General features: G+C 48.2%; 17 protein-coding genes. 16 read left to right on the top strand and 1 reads right to left on the bottom strand.

The features are described from left to right. The first annotated feature begins 412 nt into the window (after window positions 1-412). From leuA to glpK, 6 genes are all read left to right on the top strand, one after another. Window positions 413-1,981, top strand: coding sequence for a 2-isopropylmalate synthase (gene leuA, locus HGO26_RS16500; RefSeq protein WP_168826571.1), 1,569 nt, complete (start codon window positions 413-415; stop codon window positions 1,979-1,981). Window positions 1,982-2,051: 70 nt separating this feature from the next. Next, window positions 2,052-3,146: a 3-isopropylmalate dehydrogenase gene (gene leuB, locus HGO26_RS16505; protein WP_168826573.1), complete on the top strand. Its 1,095-nt coding sequence runs from the start codon at window positions 2,052-2,054 to the stop codon at window positions 3,144-3,146. Window positions 3,147-3,169: 23 nt separating this feature from the next. Next, entirely contained in the window at window positions 3,170-4,570 is a 1,401-nt protein-coding gene (gene leuC, locus HGO26_RS16510) for a 3-isopropylmalate dehydratase large subunit (RefSeq protein ID WP_168826593.1), read from the top strand. A 27-nt stretch (window positions 4,571-4,597) separates the two neighbouring features. Beyond that, window positions 4,598-5,203 (top strand): 3-isopropylmalate dehydratase small subunit, encoded by a 606-nt coding sequence (gene leuD / locus HGO26_RS16515; RefSeq protein WP_168826575.1) that lies wholly within the window; start codon window positions 4,598-4,600, stop codon window positions 5,201-5,203. 526 nt (window positions 5,204-5,729) lie between these two features. Further along, entirely contained in the window at window positions 5,730-7,079 is a 1,350-nt protein-coding gene (locus HGO26_RS16520; protein ID WP_168826577.1) for an outer membrane protein transport protein, read from the top strand. A gap of 193 nt (window positions 7,080-7,272) precedes the next feature. Next, on the top strand, window positions 7,273-8,757 hold the full coding sequence (glpK, locus tag HGO26_RS16525; RefSeq protein ID WP_168826579.1) for a glycerol kinase GlpK: 1,485 nt from the start codon (window positions 7,273-7,275) through the stop codon (window positions 8,755-8,757). Between the two features lie 171 nt (window positions 8,758-8,928). On the opposite strand, the gene HGO26_RS16530 is transcribed toward glpK, so the two are convergent. After that, entirely contained in the window at window positions 8,929-9,264 is a 336-nt protein-coding gene (locus HGO26_RS16530) for a hypothetical protein (RefSeq protein ID WP_168826581.1), read from the bottom strand. A gap of 663 nt (window positions 9,265-9,927) precedes the next feature. Between HGO26_RS16530 and mraZ the strand changes: the two genes are divergently transcribed. Genes mraZ through murG form a run of 10 tightly spaced genes read left to right on the top strand, consistent with a single transcriptional unit; the run spans window position 9,928 to window position 21,028 of the window. Further along, window positions 9,928-10,386: a division/cell wall cluster transcriptional repressor MraZ gene (mraZ, locus tag HGO26_RS16535; RefSeq protein ID WP_105251188.1), complete on the top strand. Its 459-nt coding sequence runs from the start codon at window positions 9,928-9,930 to the stop codon at window positions 10,384-10,386. 31 nt (window positions 10,387-10,417) lie between these two features. Continuing rightward, window positions 10,418-11,359 (top strand): 16S rRNA (cytosine(1402)-N(4))-methyltransferase RsmH, encoded by a 942-nt coding sequence (gene rsmH, locus HGO26_RS16540; protein WP_105251189.1) that lies wholly within the window; start codon window positions 10,418-10,420, stop codon window positions 11,357-11,359. Window positions 11,360-11,369: 10 nt separating this feature from the next. After that, entirely contained in the window at window positions 11,370-11,684 is a 315-nt protein-coding gene (ftsL, locus tag HGO26_RS16545) for a cell division protein FtsL (RefSeq protein ID WP_105251190.1), read from the top strand. A gap of 13 nt (window positions 11,685-11,697) precedes the next feature. Beyond that, entirely contained in the window at window positions 11,698-13,452 is a 1,755-nt protein-coding gene (locus tag HGO26_RS16550; protein ID WP_105251191.1) for a penicillin-binding transpeptidase domain-containing protein, read from the top strand. Continuing rightward, window positions 13,449-14,951 (top strand): UDP-N-acetylmuramoyl-L-alanyl-D-glutamate--2,6-diaminopimelate ligase, encoded by a 1,503-nt coding sequence (gene murE, locus HGO26_RS16555; protein WP_168826583.1) that lies wholly within the window; start codon window positions 13,449-13,451, stop codon window positions 14,949-14,951. The genes HGO26_RS16550 and murE overlap by 4 nt, the downstream gene beginning before the upstream one ends. Beyond that, complete coding sequence (locus HGO26_RS16560; protein WP_168826585.1) at window positions 14,948-16,330, top strand: UDP-N-acetylmuramoyl-tripeptide--D-alanyl-D-alanine ligase; 1,383 nt, start codon at window positions 14,948-14,950, stop codon at window positions 16,328-16,330. Before murE ends, HGO26_RS16560 begins: the two co-directional genes overlap by 4 nt. Next, window positions 16,331-17,413: a phospho-N-acetylmuramoyl-pentapeptide-transferase gene (gene mraY, locus HGO26_RS16565; protein WP_006079891.1), complete on the top strand. Its 1,083-nt coding sequence runs from the start codon at window positions 16,331-16,333 to the stop codon at window positions 17,411-17,413. Between the two features lie 6 nt (window positions 17,414-17,419). After that, window positions 17,420-18,739 carry a UDP-N-acetylmuramoyl-L-alanine--D-glutamate ligase gene (gene murD, locus HGO26_RS16570; protein WP_168826586.1) on the top strand — a complete coding sequence of 440 codons (1,320 nt, stop codon included), beginning with the start codon at window positions 17,420-17,422 and terminating at the stop codon, window positions 18,737-18,739. Next, window positions 18,729-19,940, top strand: a complete 1,212-nt coding sequence (gene ftsW, locus HGO26_RS16575) for a cell division protein FtsW (protein WP_113941076.1) — start codon at window positions 18,729-18,731, stop codon at window positions 19,938-19,940. The genes murD and ftsW overlap by 11 nt, the downstream gene beginning before the upstream one ends. Next, window positions 19,940-21,028 (top strand): undecaprenyldiphospho-muramoylpentapeptide beta-N-acetylglucosaminyltransferase, encoded by a 1,089-nt coding sequence (murG, locus tag HGO26_RS16580; protein ID WP_168826594.1) that lies wholly within the window; start codon window positions 19,940-19,942, stop codon window positions 21,026-21,028. The genes ftsW and murG overlap by 1 nt, the downstream gene beginning before the upstream one ends. Window positions 21,029-21,030: the final 2 nt, after the last annotated feature.

Genomic DNA, 21,030 nt, shown 5'->3' on the forward strand with positions numbered 1-21,030 from the left:
TTTCTAAGGGGAATAAGTTAACACATCACAGTGATTTCTGAATCCAAACAGCTGGTTAATTCTGTGGAATCGATCACTAATTTGGGGATGAAACTCACCGTTATTAGCCTTAAGACAGGTTGAATGAGTGGAACATGAAAAAATTAGGGTTGACACTATCGGCTAGGCAAGTTAAATATTAACCGTCCTCAATAATTCAAACAGAATAAATATACAGATTAAATGAATATTATTAGCCGCAAACTCGACCTCCTCCTTCTCTCTCTCGCGGTTTATACGCGGAGGTCTTAGTGTTGCACGCTCGATAAAGAGGCAAAGCATTCACAAACCCCGCACCGATGTTGCGGGGTTTTTTGTATCTGAATACGGCAAAAATTAACTAACGAACGGTGACGTTCCATGGAGAAGCGAGATGTCTAACAGAGTCATAATATTTGATACTACCTTGCGTGATGGTGAGCAGGCGTTAGCCGCAAGTTTGTCGGTCAAAGAAAAACTACAGATCGCTATGGCGCTGGAACGTCTGGGTGTGGATGTGATGGAAGTGGGTTTTCCGGTTTCTTCGCCCGGTGATTTTGAGTCAGTGCAGACCATAGCGCGCACCATCAAAAATAGTCGCGTTTGTGCCTTATCCCGTGCATTGGAAAAAGACATAGATGCCGCGGCGCAGGCATTGTCTGTCGCTGAGCAATTCCGTATCCATACCTTTATCTCGACCTCGACTATCCACGTTGAGAGCAAGTTGAAGCGCTCCTTCGACCAAGTGTTAGAGATGGCCGTAGGCGCGGTGAAATATGCCCGCCGTTTTACCGACGATGTGGAGTTTTCCTGTGAGGATGCGGGGCGTACGCCCATCGATAATCTATGCCGCATGGTAGAAGCCGCCATTCGTGCGGGTGCGCGCACCATTAACATTCCCGATACGGTCGGTTACACAGTGCCAAGCGAATTTGGCAATATCATTCAGACTTTGTTTAATCGGGTGCCGAATATCGACCAAGCGGTGATCTCAGTGCATTGCCACGATGACTTAGGTTTATCTGTGGCTAACTCGATTACCGCTGTACAGCACGGTGCGCGTCAAATCGAATGTACCATCAATGGCATAGGTGAGCGTGCGGGTAACTGTTCATTGGAAGAGATCGCTATGATTTTAGCGACGCGCAAGGGCATGTTAGGGCTAGAAACGGGTATTAATGCCAAAGAAATTCACCGTACTTCTAATTTAGTCAGTCAGTTATGCAATATGCCAGTGCAGGCGAACAAAGCGATTGTCGGTGCCAATGCCTTTACCCATTCGTCGGGTATCCATCAGGATGGCATGTTAAAAGCGCAAAATACCTATGAAATCATGACCCCAGAAAGCATAGGTTTGAATCGCAATAACTTGAATATGACCTCGCGCTCGGGTCGCCATGTGATCAAGCATCGTATGGAAGAAATGGGTTATAGTGAGCACGATTACAATATGGATACTCTGTATGAAGAGTTTCTAAAATTGGCAGATAAAAAAGGCCAAGTCTTTGATTATGATTTAGAAGCCTTAGCCTTTATGGAGGCGCAGGCCGAAGAAGACAATCACTATCAATTGCAGCAATTAGTAGTGCAGTCTGACTCTACTGAAGGCGTTGCTACAGCGACTGTGCGTATCGAAGTGGGCGGCGAAGTTAAAACCGAAGCCGCAACCGGTAATGGTCCCGTCGATGCCGCCTATAACGCCATTGCCCGCGCAACCGATCGTCGTATCGACATCATCAGCTATAAGTTAGGTGCTAAGGGTGTGGGCCAAAACGCCTTAGGTCAAGTGGACATTACCGCCGTTTACCACGAGCAAAACTTCCACGGTGTAGGTTTAGCAACCGATGTGGTTGAAGCCTCGGCACGCGCTTTAGTGCATGTGATGAACTTAACGTGCCGCGCAGACAAGGTTGCCGATTACAAACAAAGCATGCAAAAAAATCGAGAGCTAGGCGGCGTCTAGTCGCTAAAAGCATCCAAAGAATAGCAAGGTCGAGCATAAAGCATTCACATTTAAAGGAGTTGGCTGGCGTATGAGTTATCAAATAGCAGTATTAGCAGGGGATGGGATCGGTCCTGAAGTGATGGCAGAGGCGCGTAAAGTGCTGCGTGAGGTTGAAGCACGTTTCGATTTGAATATCGAATACACTGAATTCGATGTTGGCGGTATTGCCATCGATAACCACGGTAGTCCCTTACCCGATGCCACACTAAAGGGCTGTGAAGCGGCCGATGCGATCCTGTTTGGCTCGGTAGGCGGCCCTAAGTGGGAAAAGTTACCGCCAAATGAACAACCTGAGCGCGGCGCGCTATTGCCGCTGCGTGGTCACTTCGAACTGTTTTGTAATCTACGCCCAGCTAAATTGCACGACGGCCTAGAGCATATGTCACCGCTGCGCAGCGATATTTCCGCCCGTGGCTTTGATGTTTTATGTGTACGCGAGTTAACCGGCGGTATTTATTTTGGTAAGCCAAAGGGTCGCCAAGGTGAAGGCGAGAATGAAGAAGCCTTCGATACCATGCGTTATAGCCGTCGCGAAATTAGCCGTATCGCCCGTATCGCCTTCGAAGCCGCCCGTGGTCGCCGTAAAAAAGTGACCTCAGTGGATAAAGCCAATGTGCTCGCCTGTTCAGTGTTATGGCGCCAAGTGGTTGAAGAAGTCGCGGTAGATTTCCCCGATGTCGAGCTTGAACACATCTATATCGATAATGCGACCATGCAGTTGCTACGCCGCCCCGATGAGTTCGATGTGATGCTATGTTCTAACCTGTTTGGCGACATTTTATCCGACGAAATCGCGATGTTAACGGGCTCTATGGGCTTGTTGTCATCGGCGAGCATGAACAGTAATGGCTTTGGTTTATTTGAACCAGCGGGTGGCAGTGCGCCGGATATCGCGGGCAAAGGCATTGCAAACCCTATCGCCCAAATTCTGTCGGCGGCATTAATGTTGCGTCACAGCTTAAAGCAAGAAGAAGCCGCCTGTGCGATTGAGCGTGCCGTAAGCAAAGCATTAAATTCTGGCTACTTAACTGGTGAGCTATTGAGCAGCGACAAGCGTAGCCAAGCTAAATCAACCGCCGAGATGGGTGACTTTATCGCCAATGCTATAAAGGAAGGTGTGTAATGACGACTGTGCCAAAAAACGCGGTGGCAAAAACGCTGTATCAAAAAGTATGGGATGCCCACGTTGTAGCGACTCCTGAAGGTGAAGCGCCGATCATTTATGTCGACAGACATTTAGTCCATGAAGTGACTTCTCCTCAAGCATTCAGTGGTTTAAAGGTAGCGGGCCGCAAACTGCGTGCACCGGAAAAAACCTTTGCCACTATGGATCATAATACTTCGACCCGCAGCGCCAGCTTGGATGCCCTAAGCCCGATGGCACGCACTCAGGTTGAAACCCTAGCGCAAAACTGTAAAGACTTTGGCGTGCGTTTATACGACATTCACCATCCTAATCAAGGGATTGTGCATGTAATGGGCCCTGAATTGGGTATCACCTTACCCGGCACTGTGATTGTCTGTGGTGATTCCCATACCGCGACCCATGGCGCCTTTGGGGCATTGGCGTTTGGCATTGGAACATCTGAAGTTGAGCACGTTTTAGCAACCCAAACTTTGCGTCAGTTAAAAGCTAAAACCATGAAGATTGAAGTGCGTGGTCATGTCACCGATGGCGTGACCGCCAAAGATATCGTACTCGCTATCATAGGTAAAATCGGCATGGATGGTGGCACGGGTTATGTGGTGGAGTTCTGTGGTGAGGCGATTGAAGCCCTGTCGATGGAAGGCCGCATGACAGTGTGCAACATGGCGATTGAGATGGGCGCTAAGGCGGGCATGGTCGCGCCGGATCAAACCACTTTCGATTATTTAGCAGGCCGCGAGTTTGCACCCAAGGGCGAAGATTGGGCAGAGGCTGTCGCTTATTGGCAAGCCATCAAAACCGATGATGGCGCCGTGTTTGATGCGACTGTGGTACTCGATGCCGCCGATATCGCGCCGCAATTGACTTGGGGCACTAACCCTGGCCAAGTCGTAGCGATCGATGGAAAAGTGCCAAATCCTATTGATGAAGTAAATCCAAGTACCCGAGCTAGTATGGAAAAGGCCCTAGAATACATTGGCCTGAGTGCGGGTACGCCTATGACAGACATCAGTATCAACAAAGTATTTATCGGTTCTTGTACTAATTCTCGGATTGAAGATTTACGCAGCGCTGCCGTGCATGCTAAAGGTCGTAAAGTCGCGAACGGTGTCACTGCGATTGTCGTACCCGGTTCTGGCCAAGTGAAAGCGCAAGCCGAAGCCGAAGGCTTAGATAAAATCTTTATCGAAGCGGGATTTGAGTGGCGTTTACCGGGTTGTTCCATGTGTTTAGCGATGAACGATGACAGATTAGAAGCGGGTGATCGCTGCGCTTCGACCAGTAATCGTAATTTCGAAGGTCGGCAAGGCCGTGGTAGTCGTACCCATTTAGTGAGCCCGGCGATGGCCGCCGCCGCTGCGGTGGCTGGGCATTTTGTCGATATTCGTAAACCTTACTAATTACCGTAAACCCAAGAGGAGAAGTTAATGCAACCTTTTACGACCCATACCGGGCTTGCGGTCATGATCGACAGCACCAATATCGATACGGATCAGATCATTCCGAAACAGTTTTTGTCTAAGGTGACGCGCGATGGTTTTGGCGTGCACTTATTTCATGACTGGCGTTATTTAGATGATGCGGGCGATGTGCCCAATCCTGAGTTTTCATTGAACCAGCCTCGTTATAAAGGCGCTTCAATTCTTTTGTCGCAGGAAAACTTTGGTTGTGGTTCAAGCCGCGAACATGCGCCTTGGGCGCTGGCGGATTTCGGTTTGCGCGTCATTATAGCGCCCAGCTTTGCCGACATTTTTTACGGCAACTCAATCAATAACGGCCTATTGCCTGTGGCGTTAACCCACGCGCAGGTGCGTCAGTTGATGGATGAAGTGGCGGCAGAAGAAGGCGCGCAAATCACGGTTGATCTCACAAGCTGTAAAGTGATTGCACCGTCAGGTGCTGAGTTTAGTTTTACGCTGGCAGAGTCGGCGAGACATAAGTTACTCAATGGGTTAGATGCTATTGGGCTGACCTTGTCCCATGCTGCGCAAATCAGTCAGTACGAAACTCAAATCCAAGGTTGGCGCCGCTAAACTTTCAGCGCACATTTGTACTCGTGTTGAGTCTATATTTAAGCGCCTAGGTTAATACCTAGGCGCTTTTGTTTTGAATCTCAATACACTCTTAATTTAATTAATTGTATTTTAAAGCATAAATTTTTATTGTCGTTTTGATACTAGAAAATTTTATTCTCTGCAGTGATTTATGCTGAATTTGTCGAGTTTAAATGACTTACAGGTGTTCCAAAGTTTTAATTTTTTATCTTGTTGTTTAATATTGGTATTTGTTGGGTTCTTCATTTAAATCTCACGACTGTTGTGAATGATTTTTGAGTGTTTAAAGGTGGTTTTTTGTTTTAATGGTGATGTATGTCACTAAATCTGTTTTAAACTTGTATTTCTTTAGAGTTTTTGTCTGTTTTATCTCCTTTGGTTGCAAACATCTTCTGCATAAGTAAACTGCTGCGCATTCAATATGGAGTGTTTGCTCTATTTTGCCTGAACGCCGCAGTACTCATCTAAGTAGTACAGATAACAATAATATGATTAGAGAATAACAATGCAAAAACGTCTTCTGACATTGGCTGTCACTGCAGCCTTGTTAAGTTCAACGACTCAACTCCATGCCGCAGGTTTTCAACTTGCGGAATACTCTGCTACAGGTTTAGGTCGCGCCTTTGCGGGTGAAGCCGCTATGGCGGATAACGCTTCGGCTCAAGGTCGAAATCCTGCAATGCTCACTTATTTAGAAGGACGTCAGTTGTCCGCGGGTGGCATTTACGTAATGCCAAACGTCGATGTGACAGGTGATGTCAGCCTTAGCTCACCGTTAATTGGTCCTAATCCTGTAGTTATGAAAGGTGGCGACGCACTAGATGTGGCCGATGACGCACTCGTGCCAAATTTTTATTATTCAAATCAGCTAAATAATCAATGGACTTGGGGCCTAGCGGTAAACTCTAATTATGGTCTAGCCACTGAATTACCCGCGACCCACGCAGCGGCTATTTTTGGTAACAAGACTTCGGTTACGACCGTTGAATTTAATCCAAACATCGCTTATCGCATCAATGATGCTGTCAGCGTTGGTGCTGGTGTACGTATCGTTTATGGTGAAGGTGAAATTGGTGCTTCATTACCCGGTTGGGTCGATGGTATCAAACCTGCTCTGCCGGCTCCTGTGCAGGCTGTGTTACCTCCAGGTGGCACTGAGCTGAAAAGCATGAAGGGTGATGATGTGGGTTATGGCTGGCAGTTAGGTGCGAGTTGGCAGATCAATCCGGCTCACCGTTTGGGTTTTGCTTATCACAGCGGCGTGCAACTGGACTTGGATGGTCATGCTTCTGGCGTCTTGTACACTGGCGGCCAAGATGTGTCCATTGAAGGTTATTTACCGCTTGAATTGCCCGCCTTTGCAGAGATAGCTTCCCATCACCAATTGACCGATAACTGGGCCATGCATGCGAGTGTGAACTGGACCGATTGGAGCGTATTCGATCAACTAGTGGCTTATTTCCCTGGTGAAGTTAAACCTAAGGGCGGTTTAGAGTCTGATTTAGTTAAAGAAGAGCACTTCGAAGATAACTGGCGCTTCGCGCTAGGGACTACTTATCAAGTGAATAACGACTGGTTAGTGCGTGCCGGTGTTGCTTTAGATAAAACGGCGGCAAATGACGAGTGGCGCACAACCACAATTCCAGACTCTGATCGTCTGTGGTTCTCTGTCGGCGCAGGTTATCAGGCAACTAAGAACCTGAACGTTGATTTTGCTGTGACTTATATTAAAGCGACTGGCGATGCGCCAATCAACGAACAGCAAAACCTATTGAACCTCGCGACTGTTAACTTTAACGGTGAAGCAAGCGGCGATGTATGGCTTGCGGGTATCCAAATGAGCTACAAGATGTAAGTTCAGTATGTTAAAAAAAGCCCTGAATCTTCAGGGCTTTTTTATGGCTATAGCATGGTGGCGTTATCTTGTTTTACGGCTTGCTTGCTGGTCACGGCGGTAAATTCCGAATATATTCACTGCATAAGTCGGTGGATCATGTTAATTCTCGCTAGCATAAAAAGGCGGCGGAGAGTTCAGATAGGATAGTAGCGTGCAGAAAAAATACGTGGTGGCCTTAGATCAAGGCACGACCAGCTCAAGGGCGATAGTGTTCGATCACGACGCAAACATTGTCAGCGTGTCCCAGCGGGAATTTACCCAGTTGTACCCTAATCCGGGTTGGGTCGAGCATGATCCTATGGAGATTTGGGCAAGCCAAAGTTCAGTGTTAATTGAAGTATTGGCGCGTGCGGGTATTCACAGCGATGAAGTGGCCGCCATTGGCATTACCAATCAGCGGGAAACCACTGTTATATGGGAGAAGGCCACAGGTAAACCTATTTATAACGCGATTGTGTGGCAGTGCCGTCGCAGCGCTGAGATTTGTGAGCAACTCAAAGCTCAAGGGTTAGAAGAATATGTGCGTGAGAATACCGGTTTATTACTCGACCCTTATTTTTCAGGCACTAAGATCAAATGGATTCTAGATAATGTGCCCAATGCCCGTGAGCAAGCCGAGCGTGGTGAGTTGTTGTTCGGCACTATCGATACTTGGCTCGTGTGGAAGTTAACCGAGGGCAAGGTACATGTTACCGATCCCACCAATGCTGCCCGCACTTTGCTATTCAATATCCATAGTCTGACTTGGGATAATAAGTTACTCGAAGCCTTAGATATTCCCTTGTCTATGTTGCCTGACGTTAAGCCCTCCTGCAGCGTGTATGGTACGACACGGATTGCTGGCGAAGGCAGTGAAATCCAAGTTGCAGGAATGGCGGGCGATCAACAGGCTGCACTTTTTGGTCAGTTATGTGTCGAGCCCGGCATGGCGAAGAATACCTACGGCACTGGTTGTTTTTTGTTGATGAATACAGGGACCAAAGCGGTGCGCTCAAACCATGGCTTATTGACTACAGTTGCCGTGGGGCCTAAGGGTGAAGTGAACTATGCCCTCGAAGGTTCAGTCTTTATGGGCGGCGCGACCATTCAATGGCTGCGAGATGAACTGGGGCTTATTCGTGATGCCAGTGATACTGAGTACTTTGCCTCTAAGGTCGCCGATACTAATGGCGTGTATCTGGTGCCCGCTTTTGTGGGACTCGGTGCGCCCTATTGGGATCCCAATGCCCGTGGTGCGCTATTTGGTCTGACACGCGGGGCGAATCGTAATCATATTATTCGGGCAGCGTTGGAATCTATCGCTTACCAGAGTAAAGATTTACTTGATGCCATGACCAAAGACAGTGGCGTCAGCCTTAAGCGTTTAAAGGTGGATGGCGGCGCGGTCGCTAATGATTTTTTGATGCAATTTCAAGCCGACATTACCGATGTCGAAGTGTTAAGGCCAAGCGTTTGTGAGACAACCGCTTTGGGCGCGGCATTTTTAGCTGGGTTGGCCGTGGGCTTTTGGGAGAGTGTGATAGAGCTTGAGCACAAAGCCTGCATCGATAAGCATTTTATCCCTAATATCGATGCCCAGACTCGAGTACAGCTATACGCAGGTTGGCAGGACGCGGTGGCCAGAACTCGAAATTAAACAATACGGCTTGAGGCGGCATTGGTTTGAGATAAAACTTAATTTGAGGTATCGCATGATTCGAAATCTGGCCTGATTTCAGGCATGCTCGATAGTGCTGCTAAAAAGAGGCTAATAAAAAGGCGCTAATCCAATGGGATTGCGCCTTTTCCGTTTTATATCAGTACGGATTTATACTTCTACATCAATGATATGTTGGCTCGGTGGCTTCTTGATTTCTGCGGAATCATCGGTCACTTCAAGTACGACACCTTCTTTTAGTTTTAGCGTTTCGGTTTCATCCGATGCACGGCGTTTCTTATTTTTATTGTTATCTGATTCTTTGCGTCTTTCCCTGACTTTAGTATTGCGGCTTTCTAACGCTGGAGGTAACTGCGACTGCGGTGTTTCATGGCTATCGGGGGCATTTGCGCTTGCACTGCTGACTTGGTCAACAACCCGTTTAGGGTGAAACACGGCTTTTACTGGCTGTGCCAGCATGGCATAAATGCTATCCAATCCACTCATAACGCCTCCTTGTTATTACACCTCTTAATATGATATCGGCTGAAGTCGGTCAATATTTAGACTATACGCCGTTTAACTTGTTAAGGCGAATAGGGCGAGCCATTAGGTAGCTAGTGCGGGTATAAGGTGAATGTGTAGGGATAAAGTGGTTCTTTTGGTGGATTTTACGTGGGATTTTTGATCTTTCTCGCAATCGCGACATTAATATTCAGCCATTAGTAAAAAGATGAACGTCTTTATTTGGAATAAAAATTTAGATTTTTATGCTGATTTCAACTCTTTTTTGACTGTCGAATAAGGATGGACGTAAGTTTGTTTTGTTGCGTTTTTGAGTTTGACGTTATTTCTCGACCCGTAAAATCCCACAAATACAGAAATAATTCCCCATTTTTTTCATCGCAAGCACCTGAAAGCAAAAGGTTGCTGAATATATCGGCGCTATTTATTCCTGTTGTTTCCTCTGTTTAGTCAATCTCTAATGGTTTTTCTTGTCAAAAGTTTGTCGCGCGGTTAAGTGCTCAACATGCGGCTAACCCGCTTGCCGACTGGATTTATAAAAGGATCCCATCCCTTGACAATGCTTGTCGACTGTCCCTAAACTTAGCAGTTGTGGGAAATAGTGGATATTTGTGGATCAAAAATCAAAGGATAGGATGAATTAGCGTGTTTCGTGGAGCCAGTGCTATCAACTTAGATACAAAGGGACGGATCGCTATTCCAGTGCGATACCGCGAACCTTTGCAGCTTGAGCACCAAGGCCGCATCGTGATTACCGTCGATATCCAATCCGCCTGTTTACTCTTGTATCCCATTCACGAATGGGAATTGATCGAAGCTAAGTTGTTGAAGCTTTCAGATACCGATAAAACCCAGAGATCTTTAAAACGCCTGTTACTCGGCTACGCCCACGAAGTGGAGCTCGACAGTAATGGGCGCATATTACTGCCGCCACCGTTAAGGCAATATGCCAATTTAGATAAGCGCATCATGCTGGTGGGGCAATTGAATAAATTTGAGCTGTGGGATGAGCAATCTTGGCTGCAGCAAATTGATGAATGTCAGGAAACGATTCGAAGTGAGGATCTCGTTAATAACGAGCGCCTCGCGGATTTTTCACTTTAACGAGTCGCGATAACTAAATAAGAAGAGAGTAATGAGTCAAGAATTTGCCCATTTATCCGTACTGCTAGCAGAAACGGTTGGCGGTTTAAACATCAAAGACGATGGCATCTATATCGATGGCACGTTCGGCCGCGGTGGTCATTCAAGACAAGTATTACAACAACTCGGTGAACATGGTCGATTGATCGCTATCGACCGCGATCCTCAAGCGATTGAAGCGGCCAAACAATTTGCTGACGATCCACGCTTTCAAATCGTGCATGGTGGCTTTGGTCAATTAGCCGATTACGTCGAAGAGCTTGGGCTTGTGGGCAAAATTGATGGCGTATTACTCGATTTAGGTGTGTCTTCACCCCAGCTCGACGATGCTGAACGCGGTTTTAGTTTTTTGCGCGATGGTCCACTCGATATGCGTATGGATAACAGTCAAGGCCAAACGGCTGCACAATGGTTGGCTCGTGCCGAAATTGAAGATATGGCTTGGGTATTTAAAACCTACGGTGAAGAGAAAAATGCTCGCCATATTGCCCGTTGTATTGCTGCCGATCGTGAGAAAACGCCGTTTTTACGTACTAAAGATTTAGCCGATTTAATTGCGCGTATCACTAAAAATAAAGAACGCAATAAGCACCCTGCGACTCGGGTGTTTCAAGCGATCCGCATTTATATCAATAGTGAATTAGATCAAATTGATCAGGCACTTGAAGGAGCCGTCAATGTGCTCGCTCCCCAAGGACGTTTGTCAGTCATCAGTTTCCATTCTTTAGAAGATCGTATCGTGAAGCGTTTTATTCGTCGTCATAGCCAAGGCGAAAGTGTACCGCACGGTTTTCCGGTTACTGAAGATCAAATTAACAAGTCGCGTAAGTTACGTGCCGTGGGCAAGGCGATTATGCCATCCGACGAAGAAATCGAACGCAATGCCAGAGCTCGCAGCTCAGTGTTACGCATTGCCGAGCGTTTAGATTACTAAGGGGCGCACTGTGAGTAAGCCCTCGATTAATCTGCCACGGATCGTTTTACATGATTTATGGCTGCACAAATGGATCTTGTTATTAGCCTTGCTTGTGCTGAGTAATGCGGTTGCCGTGGTTTATGGCAGCCATGTTAGCCGTCAACTGACAACCCAGTGGGACCAGTTACTGCAGGAGCGAGATAGATTAGATATTGAGTGGCGCAATTTATTATTAGAAGAGCAATCGCAGACTGAGCACAGTCGTATTACGCGTATTGCCTCTAAGGAACTCAACATGAGTCGTCCGTTACCCAGCGAAGAAGTTGTGGTAAAGGTGCCGTGAGTATAGGGAAGATATGACTAGGCAAGCGAAAATCAAACGGGTAAGCAAACCGCAAAAACCTCAATTGATCCACTGGCGTTTATACGTAGTGGTCGGGTTTGTGTGTGCGTTGTTTTGCAGCCTAGTGGGACGCGCAGCTTACATTCAAATTATCGAGCCCGACAAATTACGTCACGAAAGTGACATGCGAACATTGCGGACCACAAGTCGTGAAGTGCAGCGTGGCTTGATCACCGACCGTAATGGCGACATGTTGGCCGTGAGCGTACCTGTACGAGCCGTCTGGGCCGATCCAAAACAAGTCAATGATAGTAATGGTTTTGCCGATATGCGCCGCTGGCAAGCCTTAGCCGATGTGTTGCATGAGCCCCTCGAAGATTTGTTAGAGCGAGTGCGCAGTAACCCCACCAAACGCTTCACCTACTTGAAACGCCAAATTACCCCTGCGGTTGCGGACTATATTACTCAGCTTAAATTACCCGGTGTATTTCTAAAGTCTGAATCTCGTCGTTATTATCCTGGTGGTGAAATCACAGCTCAGTTAATCGGCATCACTAACATAGATGATGTTGGGATTGAAGGTGTTGAAAATGCTTACAATAGTTGGTTAACAGGTACGCCTTCCAAACAAAAAGTGCGTAAGTCACGCGATGGTCATGTCGTCGAGCGTCTGGATATAGTGCAGGAAGGTGAGAGCCCTAACGATCTCGTGCTGAGTATCGATCATAGGATCCAACAATTAGCCTATCGCGAATTAAAACGCACCACAGAGATGAACCAAGCGACTTCGGGTTCGATTGTCGTCCTCGACATTCACACTGGTGAAGTCTTGGCTATGGTGAATACGCCTTCGTATAACCCCAATGCGCGCGACAATCTGCAAACCTTCAGAATGCGTAACCGTGCTATGACAGATACCTTTGAGCCGGGTTCGACCATTAAGCCATTTGTGGTTGCCGCTGCGCTTGAAGCTGGCACAGTTAAATCGACCGATATTATTGCCACTTCACCGGGTTGGATGCGTTTAGGTGGTCGCCAAGTACGTGATCCTGCGAACTACGGCGATATGAGTTTGGCGCGTATTTTGGCTAAATCCAGTAACGTCGGCATCAGTAAATTGGCTTTGTCTATTCCGGTGCAGCAACTGCTCGGTACTTATCAATCCATGGGACTTGGCAGTTTTTCGGGAATTAACCTCACGGGTGAAAGCGCTGGCTTGATTCAAGATCGCCATCGTTGGTCAGACTTTGAACGTGCCACCTTGTCGTTTGGTTACGGCTTAACGGCAACAACACTTCAACTTGCGCGCATGTACGCCACCTTAGGCAATGGCGGTACTTTGTTCCCAGTCTCGATAATGAAACTGAAAAAGCCACCTGTCGGTGAGCGAGTCATTTCTGAAAATGTGGCCCACGATGTAATGCAAATGCTGGTCGGTGTAACGGAAAAAGGCGGCACTGGCACTTTAGCGCACATCGACGGTTATCCAGTTGCAGGTAAGTCTGGCACAAGTCGCAAGGCAGTTGCTGGTGGTTATGGTGATGATTATGTTGCTTTATTTGCGGGTGTTGCTCCTGCGAATAATCCTAGATTAGCGATAGTGGTGGTAGTGAATGAGCCTAAGGGCGATCTCTATTATGGTGGTTCAGTGGCGGGGCCTGCATTTGCCAAAGTCATGTCTGGCGCACTGCAAATGTTAAACGTTGAACCCATTACCGATAAAGAACAAGTGCAATTGGCGGGTATCGCCGCCGGGAGAGCAGAATGATGTTATTACGGGATCTGCTCGCGCCTTGGCTGCATTATGCCGGCGCGCAGTCCTTCAATGATCTGACCTTAGATAGCCGCGCAATACGTCGCGGCGATGTGTTTTTGGCGCTGCCAGGACATAAGGTCGATGGCAGACAGTTTATTGAAAAAGCCTTAGATTTAGGTGCCGTAGGCGTATTAGTTCACACGGATGATGCTGACCAACATGGCAAAGTACTGCTGGGCGATAATGCCGAGCACGGTGTGCAGATTTATTTCTTTCAGTTAAGTCGTCAGGTATCGGCAATTGCCGCCCAGCGTTATCCCTTAGCGCACAAGTCTGCCGTTATGCCATCCCTTGGGGTTATCGGTATTACCGGAACTAACGGTAAAACCTCTACGAGTCAACTCATTGCACAACTGGTGACTTCATTGGGGCGCAAAGCCGCCGTCATGGGCACCCTTGGTAATGGTCTATGGGGGGCTTTAGTCGATAGCGGTAATACCACAGCCGATGCGATTACCTTAATGCGTCAGTTGCATGAGTTTGAAGCCCAAGGCGCGAACGTCTGCGCCATGGAAGTGTCGAGTCACGGCTTAGTGCAAGGCCGCGTCGACGCAGTACCATTTGATGTTGCCGTGTTCACTAATCTGACGCGCGATCACCTCGATTACCACGGCGATATGGAAAGCTATGCCGCCGCTAAACAAAGCCTATTTCGTTTCAGCACTTTAGGTCACGGTTTATTGAATCTCGACGATGCAGTTGGCGTGTCTTGGTTGACTGAACTTAAATCTGTGCCTGCGCAGATTTGGGGTTTTAGCATTGAAGGTCATCAAGCCGCGGCTTTTTATACTAAAAATGCCAAGTTTGACGATCAAGGTGTCAGTGCAACCTTAGTGTGGCCCGAGGGCGAGACTCAAATCCACTCGCCACTTCTTGGTGCCTTTAATCTCTCTAATTTACTCGCGGCGTTATCGGCCTTGTATCTGCAGGGTTTTGATATGAAAGCGTTAGCCGAGCAAGTGCAATATTTAACGCCCGTTGCAGGTCGTATGGAGCGTTTCACTACAGCGGATAACATCACCTTAGTGGTCGATTATGCCCATACACCCGATGCGATCGAACAAGCGTTAAACGCGCTACGTCGCCATTGTGTCGGTGATTTATGGTGCGTATTTGGCTGTGGCGGCGACCGTGATAAGGGCAAGCGTCCTTTGATGGGTCAAGCTGCAGAACAGTATGCCGACCGTATTATGGTGACCAGCGACAATGCGCGCAGTGAAGATCCCGCGCAAATTATTACCGATATTATCCAAGGGCTTGCAACACCAGAGCAGGCATTGACTCAGGTTGACCGTATCGCAGCGATTAAAGAGGTTGTGGCATTGGCTAAACCTGGCGATGTGATCTTGCTGGCGGGCAAGGGCCACGAAACTTACCAAGAGGCGGCAGGTGTGCGTCATGACTATGATGAACGCGCCCTGGCACGCCAGTTATCGGAGCAATCAAGATGATCCCTCTTTCTCTCGAGACTCTAAGTCAACACTTAGGCGTGCATCGAGTCGGTGACGACGTCACCATCCAAGATTTAAGCAGTGATAGCCGCAAAATCGGCGCTGCAACCCTGTTTGTTGCCTTAAAGGGTGAGCGCTTTGACGGCCATGATTTTGCAGCTACAGCTATTGCGAACGGCGCCGCGGCGTTAATGGTTGAGCGTGAGTTAGCTTTTGATATCCCGCAGCTCATAGTGGCTGATTGTCAAAAAGCCATGGGTGCGATTGGTGCTTATGTTCGTGACCAGATTAATCCGATTTGTGTTGCTTTGACTGGCTCAAACGGCAAAACCAGCGTGAAGGAAATGATCGCGACCATTCTGTCGGCAAAGCATCAAATCCTCTATACCGCTGGCAATTTTAATAATGAGATTGGTGTGCCGCTCACTTTGCTGCGTTTAACGCCAGAGGATGAGTTTGGGATATTCGAGCTCGGCGCTAACCATAAAGGTGAAATCGATTACACCTCGGGACTTGTGCGTCCAAACGTCGCGCTGGTGAATAACGTCGGCAGCGCCCATTTAGAAGGATTTGGATCACAAGCAGGTGTCGCACAGGCGAAGTCAGAGATTTTTAATCATCTGCAGGCCGATGGCACTGCCATCATTAACGCCGATGATGCCTTCGCTGATTTTATGAGCGTTAAGGCAAGACCTTATAAGCAACTGAGCTTCTCCCAGCAAGATGGCGCCGCTAAACGTCATATCGACGTGATAGCGACAGGCCATAAGACTAATGCGGATGGTTGCTATCGTTTTATGCTCAATTATTTAGGTGAATCTTGCCAAGTGGTATTGCCGTTGGCGGGTCGTCATCAGGTGAGTAATGCACTCGCCGCTGCAAGTGTTTGTATTGCTTTGGGATTGAGTTTGACTGAAATATCTGAACGCTTGAGCCAATTAACGCCAGTGAAAGGACGTATGCAGCCGAGTCAATTGGGGCGCGTGCGTCTAATCGACGATAGCTATAACGCAAATCCTGTCTCCGTTGGCGCGGCGATCGCTTGGTTAAAGGAAATTTCTGAAAATCGCTGTCTGGTACTGGGAGATTTAGGAGAATTAGGCGACAATGCGCCCCTTTTACACGCTGAACTAGGGCAACTGGCCAAGCAACAGGGGATTGATGCCTTGTTTTGCACCGGAACTTTAAGTCAGCACACGAGCCAAGCTTTCGGTGCGGAGCACTATGACAGTGTGGCGACGTTAGTAGAAAAACTTATAAAGCATATAAACCAGTTGCCGGGACAGGTAACGGTTCTCGTTAAAGGTTCACGTAGCGCCGCCATGGAGCGGGTCGTGGATGGCCTAACAGTAGCCTTCGGGCGTGGGGAGTTAGTGTAAATGCTGGTATATCTGGCCGAGTATTTAACCCGTTTTCATACCGGGTTTAACGTGTTTTCCTATGTGACATTTCGAGCCATTTTAGGCTTATTGACCGCATTGGTTTTTAGCTTATGGTTTGGCCCTAAACTGATTGAACGTTTGCAATTACTGCAAATTGGTCAGGTTGTGCGTAACGATGGTCCAGAATCACATTTTAGTAAGCGTGGCACGCCGACTATGGGTGGCTTGCTGATATTGGCTGCTATTTTCATCAGCGTATTGTTGTGGGGTGATCTGGGTAGCCGCTATGTGTGGGTCATGCTGTTTGTGCTCGGCAGTTTCGGTTTGATCGGCTTTATCGACGATTACCGCAAAGTGGTGCGTAAAGACACTAAAGGCTTGATCGCGCGCTGGAAGTACATTTTGCAATCTTTGGCTGCGCTGCTTATTGCTTTTTTTCTGTATGCCACGGCGGCCAATCCAGGCGAAACCCAATTAGTGGTGCCTTTCTTTAAAGACGTGATGCCGCAACTCGGCGCCGTATTTATCGTATTGGCGTACTTCACGATAGTGGGTTCGAGCAATGCGGTGAACTTAACCGATGGTCTCGATGGTTTGGCGATTATGCCGACGGTAATGGTCGCGGCGGCGTTTGCGTTGATCGCTTATTTGTCGGGTCACGCGCAGTTTGCGAACTACTTACATATTCCGCATTTACCCGGTTCGGGTGAGCTTGTGATTGTCTGTACCGCCATTGTCGGTGCGGGTCTGGGCTTTTTATGGTTCAACACTTATCCCGCGCAAGTCTTCATGGGCGATGTGGGTTCACTGTCATTAGGTGCTGCACTGGGCACGATCGCAGTGCTTGTTCGCCAAGAAATTTTGTTAGTGATTATGGGCGGCGTGTTCGTGATGGAAACCCTGTCAGTCATTCTGCAGGTGGGTTCGTACAAGTTACGCGGCCAGCGTATTTTCCGCATGGCGCCGATACACCATCACTATGAGTTAAAAGGCTGGCCTGAACCTCGGGTGATAGTGCGTTTTTGGATTATCTCGATATTCCTCGTCTTACTTGGCTTAGCCACGTTGAAGTTAAGGTAATTGGTTATGCAAAATCAGTATTCACACATAGTGTTAGGTTTGGGGGCCACGGGCTTGTCCGTGGTGCGCTATTTGTGTGGAAAGGGCATTACGCCATTGGTGATGGACAGTCGTCGGCAGCCTCCGGGTGCCGAAACGTTAGCGACGTCTTTTCCTGATGTGAAGCTGATTTCTGGCGGATTCGATTGCCGTTATCTCGTGCAAGCGACGCAGATCATTATCAGTCCCGGCATTGCCACTTATACCCCAGAGGTGCGTGCCGCTGTGGATATGGGCATCGAAGTGATTGGCGATGTGGAGCTATTTGCCCGTGAGATTGCTGACCGTAAACCTTGCGTTATCGGTATTACTGGCTCTAACGGTAAATCAACTGTCACTACGCTTGTGGGCGAAATGGCAAGGGAAGCGGGTATTGCCGTTGCCGTTGGTGGCAATATCGGTGTGCCTGCGCTGGATTTACTGCATGAAAATGCCGACTTATTTGTGCTTGAGTTGTCGAGCTTTCAATTGGAAACCACCCATAGCCTTAAGTGTGTGGTGGCGACCTGTTTGAATATCAGCGAAGACCACATGGATAGATACAGCGATATCGCTGCCTACCGCGAAGCTAAATTACGTTTATACAAACAAAGCCGCGCCGTGCTGTTTAATCGCGACGATAAACTGACCGTACCGCCAGAGCCAATGAACCAAAACAGTTTCGGTTTAGCTGCGCCAGAAGCGGACGAATGGGGTATCAGCGACAGCAAGATTTATCACGGCAGCAGCGAAATCATGCCGATCACAGAAGTATCCCTGATTGGCAGCCATAACCATGCCAACCTACTCGCAGCAATGGCGCTTGTGGATGTTGTCGGTGTTGATAAACAGATTATGGCGAAAGTGGCGCGTAGCTTTACCGGCTTATCCCATCGCTGTGAAGTGGTTGGGATTAAGAATGGCGTGACCTATGTCAATGACTCGAAAGCGACGAACGTCGGCGCCACCGTTGCCGCGCTCGATGGTTTGAGTGATCACTTAGGCGATATTATTTTGATTGCTGGCGGCGACGGCAAAGGTGCTGATTTTAAACCTTTAGGCGTGGCATTAGCGAAAGTAACACACCTCATTACCTTAGGTCGTGATGGCAAAAAGATTGCTGCATTGAAAGACGGCTCGATAAGAGTCGACACTATGGCTGCTGCGGTAGCGAAAGCCGCTGAATTGGCAACCTCTGGTGATATCGTTTTATTATCGCCAGCCTGCGCCAGTTTAGATATGTACAGTAACTTCATGGCTCGAGGTGATGATTTTAGAAACCTCGTGGGACAACTTAATGGCGAGTGATGCAAGACAACTTAGCCTATTTGGGCGTTTGCGTTTAGCAATACCCAATTGGCAACGTGATACCGAAGTCCCGGGCGTGCAATTGTACGACCGTGCTTTGCTCGCGGCTGTGTTGTCTTTGATTAGCTTCGGCTTTGTAATGGTGATGTCAGCCTCTATGCCTGAAGCGCAAACGCTCACGGGGAACCCATTTTATTTTATGACTCGCCATGTGGGTTATTTAGTGGGTTGCTTATTCATTGCGGCATTTGTGCTAAGAGTAGAGATGCAGACTTGGCAGCGCTGGAGCCCCATGTTGTTGTTGATTGTGGGTTTGATGTTGTTGGCTGTATTGGTGGTTGGCACTACGGTAAACGGTGCAACGCGTTGGTTATCCATAGGCCCTATTCGCATCCAGGTGGCGGAAGTCGCTAAATTTGCCTTCGCCATCTATATGGCGGGTTACTTAGTGAGGCGTCATCAGGAAGTGCGCGAGAATGCTAAAGGCTTCTATAAGCCGATTGCAGTATTTGCGATTTACGCTGTGCTGATTTTGATGCAGCCCGACTTAGGTACTGTGGTAGTGCTATTTGTGGGAACGGTTGGTCTATTGTTTTTAGCCGGTGCGCGTTTACTCGATTTCTTTGCCTTGATTTTTGCGGGCGTATTGGCGTTTGTGGCCCTAGTGCTATTGGAACCGTATCGTATCCGCCGAGTGACCTCCTTTATGGATCCTTGGCAAGATCCCTTCGGTAGCGGTTACCAGTTGACTCAATCTTTGATGGCCTATGGTCGCGGCGATTGGTTTGGCCAAGGGCTAGGTAATAGTATTCAAAAATTAGAATATTTACCCGAAGCGCACACAGACTTTATCTTTGCCGTGATCGGGGAAGAATTGGGCTTTATCGGCATTATTGCCGTGTTATCTGTACTGCTATTTGTGGCGCTGAGATCGATTCGTTTAGGTAATTTGTGTTTAGCCATGGATAAGCCATTTGAAGGTTATTTAGGTTATGCCATCGGTATTTGGATTTGTTTCCAGACTGTGGTGAATGTCGGCGCGAGTATCGGCATGTTGCCAACCAAAGGGCTGACATTACCTTTTATCAGTTACGGTGGTAGTAGTTTATGGGTCATGACTGCGGCAGCGATGATGTTGTTGCGCATTGATTACGAGCGGCGCATGACATTAGTTCAGGCCGTGCAAGGGAGATTGAAGTGATGACTCCAACAGGAAAACGTATTTTAGTCATGGCGGGTGGTACGGGAGGACATGTGTTCCCGGCGCTGGCGGTGGCTAAGTATTTAGCTCAACAGGGTTGGCAAGTGCGTTGGTTAGGCACGGCTGATCGTATGGAGGCACGTTTAGTGCCCCAGTATGGATTTGATATTGATTTTATTGATATCAAAGGTGTGCGCGGTAATGGTTTGATCCGAAAACTCGCGGCGCCCTTTAAAGTGGTGCGTTCAATCTTGCAGGCTAAGGCCGTGATTGCGGAGTTTAAACCCGATGTGGTCCTTGGCATGGGCGGATTCGCCAGTGGCCCAGGTGGTGTTGCGGCAAGATTAGCCGGTATTCCACTGGTGCTGCATGAACAAAATGCCATCCCAGGGATGACAAACAAGTTGTTGTCGCGGATTGCGACGCAAGTGTTATGCGCCTTTAAAAATACCTTTACCACAGTGAAGGCCAAGGTCGTTGGTAATCCGATTCGCCAAGAACTGATTGCCTTAGGTGCAGAACCTAAGCATGAGGCTGATGAAGCCTTAAAAGTGCTCGTGGTCGGTGGCAGCCTTGGCGCCAAAGTATTTAACGATCTTATGCCAGAAGCTGTCGCGATACTGAGTCAGCAGCAGTCAGTGACGGTTTGGCATCAAGTGGGTAAAGATAATCTTACGGGCGTGAAGGCGGCATATCAGCAACAAGGACAAGATGGTGGCGTGAATATCGCTGAGTTTATCGACGATATGGAAGCCGCCTATCGCTGGGCTGATGTGGTATTGTGCCGAGCTGGCGCCTTGACTGTGTCTGAGTTAGCAGCGGTGGGGCTACCGAGTATTCTGGTACCTTATCCCCATGCAGTGGATGATCACCAAACCCGTAACGCTCAAGTATTGGTTGAGGCTGGCGCAGCTTTCCTATTGCCACAGGCCATCTTGGATGTGAATAAACTGGCGAACAAATTACAGTTGCTCGCCAATGACAGAACAGAATTAGCCCGTATGGGCCAAAGAGCGAGAGACGTTGCGGTACTGGATGCGACTGAACAAGTTGCCGCAGTGTGCATCAGCCTTGCTGAGAAAGGATAAGC

The sequence above is a fragment of the Shewanella oncorhynchi genome (genome assembly GCF_012584455.1).
GTDB classification, from domain to species: Bacteria; Pseudomonadota; Gammaproteobacteria; order Enterobacterales; family Shewanellaceae; genus Shewanella; species Shewanella oncorhynchi.

Bases quoted from the DNA above. Each gene is read 5' to 3' on its own strand.
- leuA (WP_168826571.1), top strand. From the start codon at position 413: ATGTCTAACAGAGTCATAATATTTGATACTACCTTGCGTGATGGTGAG.
- leuB (WP_168826573.1), top strand. From the start codon at position 2,052: ATGAGTTATCAAATAGCAGTATTAGCAGGGGATGGGATCGGTCCTGAA.
- leuD (WP_168826575.1), top strand. From the start codon at position 4,598: ATGCAACCTTTTACGACCCATACCGGGCTTGCGGTCATGATCGACAGC.
- HGO26_RS16520 (WP_168826577.1), top strand. From the start codon at position 5,730: ATGCAAAAACGTCTTCTGACATTGGCTGTCACTGCAGCCTTGTTAAGT.
- HGO26_RS16530 (WP_168826581.1), bottom strand. From the start codon at position 9,264: ATGAGTGGATTGGATAGCATTTATGCCATGCTGGCACAGCCAGTAAAA.
- rsmH (WP_105251189.1), top strand. From the start codon at position 10,418: ATGAGTCAAGAATTTGCCCATTTATCCGTACTGCTAGCAGAAACGGTT.
- HGO26_RS16550 (WP_105251191.1), top strand. From the start codon at position 11,698: ATGACTAGGCAAGCGAAAATCAAACGGGTAAGCAAACCGCAAAAACCT.
- murE (WP_168826583.1), top strand. From the start codon at position 13,449: ATGATGTTATTACGGGATCTGCTCGCGCCTTGGCTGCATTATGCCGGC.
- HGO26_RS16560 (WP_168826585.1), top strand. From the start codon at position 14,948: ATGATCCCTCTTTCTCTCGAGACTCTAAGTCAACACTTAGGCGTGCAT.
- mraY (WP_006079891.1), top strand. From the start codon at position 16,331: ATGCTGGTATATCTGGCCGAGTATTTAACCCGTTTTCATACCGGGTTT.
- murD (WP_168826586.1), top strand. From the start codon at position 17,420: ATGCAAAATCAGTATTCACACATAGTGTTAGGTTTGGGGGCCACGGGC.
- ftsW (WP_113941076.1), top strand. From the start codon at position 18,729: ATGGCGAGTGATGCAAGACAACTTAGCCTATTTGGGCGTTTGCGTTTA.
- murG (WP_168826594.1), top strand. From the start codon at position 19,940: ATGACTCCAACAGGAAAACGTATTTTAGTCATGGCGGGTGGTACGGGA.